The following is a 6,533-nucleotide window of genomic DNA, read 5'->3' as shown; positions in this document are numbered from 1 at the left end:
AACGGATGCTGGGTGTGAAGCAGCATCGCGGAAACCGCGGAGAAGCCGCTAGGGCTTTTCCTTCGGCCCGGCATCCGTTTTTCCAGGACGCAGTCTCCGAACCTGCGCCCCGGCACCGCCGGCCTGTCGCGGGCCCTCAGCATGCCTCCAGGTACCGATCCCTGGAGGGGGAGGTTGCCGCCGCTCTCCCGAACACCCGGTGCGCATCCGGTTCCCGCAAGAGCGATGGGACGGATGATAAGAGGGCTGCCGGGGGTGGGGATAAATTTCCAGGCGAAAAAAAGCAGAAATCGTGCAGAAGCTTGTTTTTCCTGCAGATTATTTTTGCGTATCCAGGCGGCGGGGCCGATTTGATCCACACCCTCCATGGCCAGCGGGCCGAGGGCGAAGGATCAGTTCGAAGGATCCCCCCTCTTGCGTTTTCCACGCACTTGCTCGGGGACAAGCCCACTCGCAAGTGCAGGAAAACGCTTTCTCCCCCGCAAGGGGGGAGATATCGCCGGCATCAGCATCGCCGCTAATCGTCAACGCTGGTGAGTGGCGGGAGTGCTGGTGCAAATCGCCTATCCCCTCCTGCGGGGCGTAAGCGGCTGAGGCGCAAGCCCATCCAGCAGGAAATCGAGACCTTTTCTGAAGGCACCGTCCCAATCGTCATCCAACAGCAGACGAGAGCGTCCGATTGTCGGGTAGCGCGCGCCGAGGCTGGCAAGGCGCTGCTGCGCGGCAGCCCTGTCCTCATCCGAGAGGCCGAAGCTCGCCCGGGTGACGGTGGCGCCCATCACATAGTTCCAGAGGGACCATATCGCGACGTTCAAATCCGTGTCTGCCACACCGGCCCTGGACAAGGTGCTGCCCAGCAGTTCCAGGCGAGCGAGGATGTTCGGGCCGAGCGCCCGGCGCGGCAACAGCGATGCCGACCAGGGATGGCGCAACATGCTGGCGCGCCAGTCTTCGAGCATGTGGACGACGTCCTCGCGCCAGTCCCGCGACTCGGCTGCGTGTGGCGGCCCGCGATATTCGAGCACCGAATCGAGCGCCAGATCGAAGACATCCTCCTTATTGTGGACATGCCAGTATAGGCTCATCACGCCCGAGCCGAGGCGGTCGGCCAGCCGCCGCATCGACAATCCGCCGATTCCCTCCGCATCCAGCAGCTCGACCGCAGCCGCCGCGATGTACTCCTTGGAAAGAGGCGGCGGGTCGCTACGCCGCTCCTGCACGGGCTGAAGCCGCGCAGGAGACCGCCTGCTCCGGGAGCCGCTACGCTTCACTGCCATTCCTCGTCCTCTCCTCGCCCAAGGCCGATTGTGGCCGGCGACGCAAAGAATGTCGATCCGCACAATTGACTCGTACAGTGTACGATGCAATTCTGTCCTCGTCCAATCGGAAGCTCATTCGTGCCGGGCCTGGCGCTCATGGTCCACAGAGCCAACGGACCAGGGAGAAGATCATGGCGCGCGCAATCACGCATCTGCTCACAGGAGGTTTAATCGTCATGGCCACGGCAATTCCCGCGAGGACCGCGAATGCGCAGGATGTGAAGCTGACCATCGTCAATCCGCAGGGCCTCCATGATCCGACGCCGAATGGCTACAGCACCGCGGTGATCGCGCCCAGCGGCGGCCGGGTGGCCTACATCTCCGGACAGGGCGGCCAAGACAGCACGGGCGCCTTGTCGCCCGACTTTGCTGCCCAGGTTGAGCAGGCTTATGCAAATCTGGGCACCGCCCTCGAGGCGCTCGGCGCCAAGCCGGATCAGGTCGCCAAGCTCACGGTCTTCGTGGTCGACCACGACATGTCCAAGCTCGGGGTGCTGACCGAGACCGTCAAGAAGATGTTCGGCGACGCGCTGCCGGCACAGACGCTCGTTCCCGTTCCCAAGCTTGCAATCGATCCCATGCTCTTCGAAGTGGAGGCCGTCGTCGTTCTGCAATAGGAGCGCCCATGGACGCGGTGCGGCCCTTCGAGCCGCCGCGGTCGCATCCGAGATGAAAGGAACGGCCGCTCGGGCAGCTGTCGCCCGCTCCGCCCCAGGAAGTTGCTAAGGCGGCCGTGCCCTTGCGGCGGATGCCTTGTTGCGCCCGGCAGCCCGGCGACGGTCGAGCGGGGATGCGGCGCGATTCCGCGCCCTTCGGTCACAGTGCCCCAGACCAACAGCCCCAACTTTCACTCCACCCGCCCTGCCTCCGCCGCCCCCTTCCGGGAAGGCGTCCAGCATTGCCGAATTTTCCGTCTCCCTGCCGGGGCGCCGCTGGGATAGAGTGGCGCGAAATCATAGGCCAAAGTTGCTCTTGAGGCTCGCCAATGTCTTTTTCCGGCTTCGATATTCTTATTCCCGTCCTCGTCATCCTCGTTCTTCTTCTGCTTTTCGCCGGCATCAAGACGGTGCCGCAGGGCCACAACTACACGGTCGAGCGCTTCGGCCGCTATACCCGCACGCTGACCCCCGGCCTCAACATGATCGTGCCCTTCATCGACCGCATCGGCGCGCGGATGAACATGATGGAGCAGGTGCTGGATGTGCCGACCCAGGAGATCATCACCCGCGACAACGCCATCGTCGCCGTTGACGGGGTCGCGTTCTACCAGGTGCTGAGCGCGCCGCAGGCCGCCTACCAGGTGGCGGGCCTGCAGAACGCGATCCTGAACCTCACCATGACGAACATCCGCTCCGTGATGGGCTCGATGGACCTGGACGAGCTCCTGTCCAACCGCGACGCCATCAATGAGCGGCTTTTGCGCATCGTCGACGAGGCGGCGAGCCCGTGGGGCATCAAGATGACGCGCGTCGAGATCAAGGACATCAATCCGCCCGCCAATCTGGTGGAATCCATGGCCCGCCAGATGATGGCCGAGCGCAACAAGCGCGCTCAGATCCTGGAGGCGGAGGGGCTCAAGCAGGCACAGATCCTGGAAGCGGAAGGCCGGCGCGAAGCTGCCTTTCGCGACGCCGAGGCGCGCGAGCGCGCCGCCGAAGCCGAGGCGCGCGCCACCCAGGTGGTCTCCGAGGCCATCGCCAAGGGCGACGTGCAGGCGGTGAATTATTTCGTTGCGCAGAAATACACCGAAGCGCTGGCCAAGATCGGCTCATCCAGCAACAACAAGATCGTGCTGATGCCCTACGAGGCCTCCTCGCTGATCGGCTCGCTGGGCGGCATCGGCGCCATCGCGCGCGACGTCTTCGGCGACGGCGAGACCAGACCTGCGCCCCGGCCCGCCTCGCCCCGGCCGTCTGCGGCCAGGCCGCCCTCGACCGGCCCCGACCGCGCCTGACGGATGGCGGCGATGCTGATCGGCATCTTCTCGGAGCTCGGGCCGTGGAACTGGATGCTCCTCGGCTTCATCCTCCTGGCGCTGGAAATTCTCGTGCCCGGCGTGTTCCTACTGTGGATCGGCATCGCCGCCGTCCTCACCGGCGCGCTCTCCTTGCAGCTCTGGGACGTGGGGTTCTGGACCTGGCAGGTGCAGGTGCTCGTCTTCCTCGCCCTCTCGCTCGTCTCGGCCTATGTCGGCAAGCGGCTCATGGATTCGCGCCGCGACCAGGAAACGGACGAGCCGCTCCTCAACCGCCGCATGGAACAGCTCGTCGGCCGCACGGCAGCGCTGGAGGAGCCGATCCGCGAAGGCCGCGGCCGCATCCGCCTGGGCGACACGGTCTGGCGAGTGATCGGCCCAGACCTTCCGGCGGGCGCCCGCGTGCGCGTCGTGGCGGCCAAAGATGGGGAGTTGCAGGTCGAGCAGGCCTAGCGCTATGCGGCGCCGATGCGCAGGAGATCGTGCAGGTGGAGGATGCCCACCGGCTTGCCGCCTTCCACCACGATCAGGGCGGAAATGCCGGAGGAATTGACGATCTGCAGCGCGGTTGCGGCGAGCGTGTCGGGCGGGATCGTCTTCGGCCCGCGCGTCATCACCTCGTCCACGGTCATCGAAAGAATGTCGTCGTCCATGTGCCGGCGCAGGTCGCCGTCGGTGACGATGCCGATCAGAATGCCGTCGCCGTCCGTGATGCCGACGCATCCGAAGCCCTTGCGCGAGATTTCCAGGATGGCCGCGCGCATGCCGGTGCCGGAGCGCACCAGGGGGATGCGGTCGCCCGTATGCATGATGTCACCCACATGGGTGAGGTTGGCGCCGAGCTGCCCGCCCGGATGGAAGGTGCGGAAGTGGTCCGGCGTGAAGCCGCGCGCCTCGAGGAGGGCGATCGCCAGCGCATCGCCAATGGCAAGCTGCAGGAGGGTCGAGGTGGTGGGCGCCAGCCCGTGCGGACAGGCCTCCTGGACACGCGGCAGGCATAGCACCACGCTCGCCTCGCGCGCCAGCGCCGATCCCGCCCCGGAGGTGACCGCGATGAGCGGGATCGCAAAGCGGCGAGCATAGGCCACGATGCCCTTGAGCTCGGCGCTTTCGCCCGACCAGGAGAGCGCGATGATGGCGTCGTCGCGCGCGATCATGCCGAGATCGCCGTGATTGGCCTCGGCCGGATGGACGAAGAAGGCGGGCGTGCCGGTCGAAGCCAGGGTAGCGGCGATCTTCGAGCCGATATGGCCGCTCTTGCCCACCCCCGTGACGATCACCCGGCCGGAAATGCCGGCGATCATCCCGACGGCGGCCACGAAGGGTTCGGCAAGGCCGTTGTCCAGCGCCTCGGCAAGGGCCGCCATTCCCGCCCGCTCGGTTTCCAGCGTGCGCATGGCGGACGCGATGGCGTTCTCGGCATCCGGTTTCTTGACTGCTTTCAGCATGACCTGCGCATACCTCTTTCGCGCCGCCATGTCCAATCGGTGTCGCGCCCGCAAGCGCACGGCGCCCCTCAACCTTGTATTAACCACGGCCCTTTACGCTTTGGTTACCTTGGCGCCGGTTGCGCCGCAAGACGTTTGGGTGCCGATGTCGCGCGTTCGCTTCAGCAGAAGAAGGGCTGTGCCGTATCTTGCCGGCGCGGTGTGCGCGCTTGTCGCGGCGCTTCCCGCCGCCGCCCAGGATGCACTGCGCGGCCCGCTCGGAACAAGCCGGCTCAGCGCGCAGGCCGAGGACGCGGAGCCCGCGACCGGCATACCCTCCGGGACCTACCAGCCGGCAAGTCCCGGCGCCCTGCCCGACGACGATGCAGGCGACACCCTATTTCCCGATCCCGATCTTTCCTCCGATCCCTTCTCGCCCCTTGACCCGGACGTGCCGGGCAACCCGCCGACGACGGCGACCGACAGGGAACAGGAAAGGCGCGAAGCGGCGGACCCCGCCCCTCCGGAACAGCCTGAGGAGACGGAGGACGAGGAGGTGCTCGAGGAGGCCATTCCCGGCCGGGCCAGGAGCGCGGCGGAGGAAGAGGCGCTGGAATTCCCAAGCCGCCTGAACGAGCGCGAGGTTGCGATCGAGGGAGAGGAATTCCTCCGGGAGGAAAACCCCTACGAGCCGCTCGGCCTGCGGGTGGGCACATTCGTGGTGGTGCCGACGCTGGAGCAGGGGCTGACCTGGACCTCGAACGCCGACAGCAGCCCGGAAGGGGGCGAGGCGGTGCTTTCCGAAACGAACCTGCGCCTCAACGCGGTCTCCGACTGGACGCGCCACCAGGCGACAATCAATGCCTTCGGCACCTTCCGCAAATCGCTTTCCGGCGAGGAAGTGGAGGAGGCGGAGGGAGGCGCGGATGCCGATCTGGAGATCGACATTACGCACAGCCTCATCGGCCGTGCTGCGCTGAGCTATTCCTTCGGCCGCGAGGGCGCCTCCTCGCCCGTCAGCATCGCCGGGGTGGAGGATCAGCCGCTGCGGCACACGATCAATGCATCGGCGGGCCTCGAGAAGGCGCTCGGCCCGCTGCGTCTGCGCGCAACCGGAGAGATCTCGCGCAACCAGTATGGCGATGCGGAGCTGATCGGCGGCGGTACCCTGTCGCAGTCCGACCGCAACTCCACCCTCGCTCTCTTGAGATTGCGCGGCGGTTACGAGCTGTCGCCCGCACTCATGCCGTTCCTCGAAATGGAGGCGGGCCGCCGCTTCTATGACGAGGAGCGCGACAGCGCCGGCTTTGCCCGCTCCTCGCTGCGGCTCGGCGCGCGTGCCGGCGTGGCGCTCGACCTTTCCGAAAAGCTGAATGGCGAGGTGTCGGTCGGCTGGCTCGGCGAGGATTTCGAGGACGACCGGCTCCGCACCATCTCCGGACTTGCCCTGGCGGCAAGCCTAAGCTGGTCCCCCATGCGCGGCACCATCGTCAGCCTCAACGCCAACACCACGGTCGAGGGAACGACGAGCGCCGGCGAAAGCGGCTCCCTGCTTCATGCGGGCACATTGCGCATCGAGCGCCAGATGCGCTCGAACCTGACCGGCAGCCTGGCCCTTGGCGCAAGCTACCGCGACTATGCCTCCGGCGGCCACGACCTGATCCTCTCCGGCGAGGCGGCGGTGACCTGGTGGCTCAACCGCTATGCGGGCCTGACCGGGCGGGCGCGGCACGAGCGCCAGACGAGCAGCCTGCCCGGCCGTGATTACGATGCGACCAGCTTCTTTGCCGGCGTGACGCTGCAGCGCTGAGA

The 6,533-nt window shown here is 66.6% G+C and carries 7 protein-coding genes; 4 read left to right on the top strand and 3 right to left on the bottom strand.

The window, feature by feature from the left end:
* The coding region (locus RIN79_RS11610) for a hypothetical protein (protein ID WP_309084812.1) at window positions 1-359 on the bottom strand (359 nt) is incomplete at its 3' end.
* A 204-nt stretch (window positions 360-563) separates the two neighbouring features.
* Window positions 564-1,277, bottom strand: a complete 714-nt coding sequence (locus tag RIN79_RS11605) for a TetR/AcrR family transcriptional regulator C-terminal domain-containing protein (protein WP_309084811.1) — start codon at window positions 1,275-1,277, stop codon at window positions 564-566.
* 173 nt (window positions 1,278-1,450) lie between these two features.
* Between RIN79_RS11605 and RIN79_RS11600 the strand changes: the two genes are divergently transcribed.
* The 3 genes from RIN79_RS11600 to RIN79_RS11590 all read left to right on the top strand — a co-directional run bounded on the left by RIN79_RS11600 (window position 1,451) and on the right by RIN79_RS11590 (window position 3,747).
* The gene (locus RIN79_RS11600; protein ID WP_309084810.1) at window positions 1,451-1,936 is read left to right on the top strand and encodes a RidA family protein; all 486 of its coding nucleotides are present in this window, start codon (window positions 1,451-1,453) and stop codon (window positions 1,934-1,936) included.
* Between the two features lie 368 nt (window positions 1,937-2,304).
* Window positions 2,305-3,273, top strand: a complete 969-nt coding sequence (locus RIN79_RS11595) for an SPFH domain-containing protein (RefSeq protein ID WP_309084809.1) — start codon at window positions 2,305-2,307, stop codon at window positions 3,271-3,273.
* 12 nt (window positions 3,274-3,285) lie between these two features.
* Window positions 3,286-3,747 carry an NfeD family protein gene (locus tag RIN79_RS11590; RefSeq protein ID WP_309084808.1) on the top strand — a complete coding sequence of 154 codons (462 nt, stop codon included), beginning with the start codon at window positions 3,286-3,288 and terminating at the stop codon, window positions 3,745-3,747.
* A 2-nt stretch (window positions 3,748-3,749) separates the two neighbouring features.
* Here RIN79_RS11590 and RIN79_RS11585 read toward each other — a convergent pair whose 3' ends face one another.
* Window positions 3,750-4,742, bottom strand: coding sequence for a KpsF/GutQ family sugar-phosphate isomerase (locus tag RIN79_RS11585; RefSeq protein ID WP_309084807.1), 993 nt, complete (start codon window positions 4,740-4,742; stop codon window positions 3,750-3,752).
* Between the two features lie 178 nt (window positions 4,743-4,920).
* Between RIN79_RS11585 and RIN79_RS11580 the strand changes: the two genes are divergently transcribed.
* The gene (locus RIN79_RS11580; RefSeq protein ID WP_309084806.1) at window positions 4,921-6,531 is read left to right on the top strand and encodes an outer membrane beta-barrel protein; all 1,611 of its coding nucleotides are present in this window, start codon (window positions 4,921-4,923) and stop codon (window positions 6,529-6,531) included.
* Window positions 6,532-6,533 lie beyond the last annotated feature (2 nt).

The sequence above is a fragment of the Chelativorans sp. genome, from assembly GCF_031180965.1.
Classification (GTDB): Bacteria; Pseudomonadota; Alphaproteobacteria; order Rhizobiales; family Rhizobiaceae; genus Chelativorans.
Note: the sequence above shows the minus strand (reverse complement) of the source record. Positions and strands in the feature narration are given on the sequence as shown.

Excerpts from the sequence above, each read along its gene's own strand:
- RIN79_RS11600 (WP_309084810.1), top strand. The coding sequence starts at position 1,451 with ATGGCGCGCGCAATCACGCATCTGCTCACAGGAGGTTTAATCGTCATG.
- RIN79_RS11585 (WP_309084807.1), bottom strand. The coding sequence starts at position 4,742 with ATGCTGAAAGCAGTCAAGAAACCGGATGCCGAGAACGCCATCGCGTCC.
- RIN79_RS11605 (WP_309084811.1), bottom strand. The coding sequence starts at position 1,277 with ATGGCAGTGAAGCGTAGCGGCTCCCGGAGCAGGCGGTCTCCTGCGCGG.
- RIN79_RS11595 (WP_309084809.1), top strand. The coding sequence starts at position 2,305 with ATGTCTTTTTCCGGCTTCGATATTCTTATTCCCGTCCTCGTCATCCTC.
- RIN79_RS11590 (WP_309084808.1), top strand. The coding sequence starts at position 3,286 with ATGCTGATCGGCATCTTCTCGGAGCTCGGGCCGTGGAACTGGATGCTC.